Genomic DNA, 2,018 nt, shown 5'->3' with positions numbered 1-2,018 from the left:
AGTGCGCGCTCGGCATAGCGCGACAGGTCCTCGGGCAAGGTCGGAATAACGTGCGGACCGGCTTCGAGCAAGATGATGCGCGAGCTGCGTGGATCGATCCTGCGGAAATCGTTGGCTAGGGTCTGCCGGGCGATCTCGGCGATGGCGCCCGCCATCTCGACGCCGGTCGCTCCTCCGCCGACAATGACGAAGGTGAGCAGACGCTGCCGCTCGGCATCGTTACCAGCGAGTTCGGCCCGTTCGAATGCCAGTAGAATGCTTCGGCGAATGCGGGTCGCGTCCTCGATGCGCTTGAGTCCCGGCGCGAACTTGGCCCAATCGTCATGACCGAAGTAGGAATGCGTCGCGCCGGTCGCGATGACGAGATAGTCGTATGACATCGGACCCGCGCTGCTCTCGACCGACCGCCCCGCAAGGTCGACCCCCTTCACCTCGGCCATTAATACCGTCGCGTTCCGTTGCCGTCGCAACATGTGTCGGATGGGCCAGGCGATCTCGGCCGGCGACAATGCCGCGGTCGCCACCTGATACAGCAGCGGCTGAAAGCAATGATGATTTTGGCGATCGAGCACGATCACGTCGACGGCAGCCCGGCTGAGCGCCAGGGCGGCTTGGATCCCGCCGAAGCCCGCGCCGACGATTACCACTTTCGGACGCTGCGCTGACATGGATGTTGCTCTCGCCGCCTGCACCTTGCCAAATTGGCCTTCGTCTTGCCAAGGCGTCCGCGTGGCTTTAGCAATCCGCCTCGACATGCATTCGAGCGAGGCAATGCGCGATGGCGACCCATAAGCTTCTTCTTCTGCCCGGCGATGGCATCGGCCCCGAAGTCATGGCCGAGGTGAAAAAGCTCATCGCTTTCTTGAATGCGCGCCGATTAGGGAGCTTCGAGATCGAAGAAGGCCTTGTCGGCGGTTGCTGTTATGACGCGCACAAGGTTGCCATCACCGACGCGACCATGGCCAAGGCGCATGCGGCCGATGCCGTGATCTTCGGCGCAGTGGGGGGCCCGCAATGGGACCGCGTGCCGTACGAGGTGCGACCGGAGGCGGGACTCCTTCGCCTGCGCAAGGAGCTCGGCTTGTTCGCCAACATTCGCCCCGCCATCTGCTATCCGGCGCTCGTCGAGTCCTCGAGCCTCAAGCGCGAGGTGGTGGATGGGCTCGACATCATCATCCTGCGCGAGCTCACTGGCGGCGTCTATTTCGGCGAGCCCAAGACCATCACCGATCTCGGCAACGGACAGAAGCGCGCGATCGATACGCAAGTCTACGATACCTACGAGATCGAGCGCATCGCGCGCGTGGCGTTCGACCTGGCGCGCAGGCGCCGCAACAAGTTGACGTCGATGGAAAAGCGCAACGTCATGAAATCAGGCGTGCTCTGGAACGAGGTCGTGACGCAGGTACACGCGCGCGAATACAAGGACGTGCAGCTCGAACATCAGCTAGCCGATTCCGGCGGCATGAATCTCGTGAAATGGCCGAAACAGTTCGACGTGATCGTCACCGACAATCTGTTTGGCGACATGCTCAGCGATATCGCCGCGATGCTGACGGGGTCGCTCGGCATGTTGCCGTCCGCCTCGCTGGGTGCCGAGGACGACCAGACCGGGAAGCGCAAGGCGCTCTACGAGCCGGTGCATGGGTCCGCCCCCGACATTGCCGGAAAAGGCCTCGCAAACCCCATCGCGATGATCGGCTCGCTGGCCATGTGCCTGCGCTATTCGTTCGGGTTGGGAGAGGCGGCCGACGCGCTCGAGAAGGCGGTCGCCAATGTGCTCGCCTCAGGCTTGCGCACGAAGGACATCGCGGCGCCGGGCACGAACGCGATCGGCACCGCCGGGATGGGCGATGCCGTGGTCTCGGAGCTCCGTCGCGCCCTGAAATAGGCCTCGGCTTCGCCGGCCGATCGACTCGTGGGGCGAGCAGCTTCCGCGATCGACTCTCCTTCGCCTGGACGAGCGGGCGGAAAGCGCGTCGATGAACTCGCGCGAACAGCGGATTTTATCAGGGGCC

At 63.8% G+C, this 2,018-nt stretch carries 2 protein-coding genes; one reads left to right on the top strand and one right to left on the bottom strand.

All coding sequences use genetic code 11. From position 1 onward, the window contains the following. On the bottom strand, positions 1-668 hold a 668-nt coding region (locus JOY90_RS20255), incomplete at its 3' end, for an FAD-dependent oxidoreductase (protein ID WP_291692880.1). 110 nt (positions 669-778) lie between these two features. On the opposite strand from JOY90_RS20255, the gene leuB reads away from it, so the two are divergent. Then, positions 779-1,891 carry a 3-isopropylmalate dehydrogenase gene (gene leuB / locus JOY90_RS20250; protein WP_291692879.1) on the top strand — a complete coding sequence of 371 codons (1,113 nt, stop codon included), beginning with the start codon at positions 779-781 and terminating at the stop codon, positions 1,889-1,891. Positions 1,892-2,018: the final 127 nt, after the last annotated feature.

This window comes from Bradyrhizobium sp. (assembly GCF_019242285.1).
Classification (GTDB): domain Bacteria; phylum Pseudomonadota; class Alphaproteobacteria; order Rhizobiales; family Xanthobacteraceae; genus Bradyrhizobium.
This window is presented reverse-complemented; position numbering and strand designations above follow the sequence as displayed.

Coding starts and splice junctions, on each gene's coding strand:
- leuB (WP_291692879.1), top strand. CDS start 779: ATGGCGACCCATAAGCTTCTTCTTCTGCCCGGCGATGGCATCGGCCCC.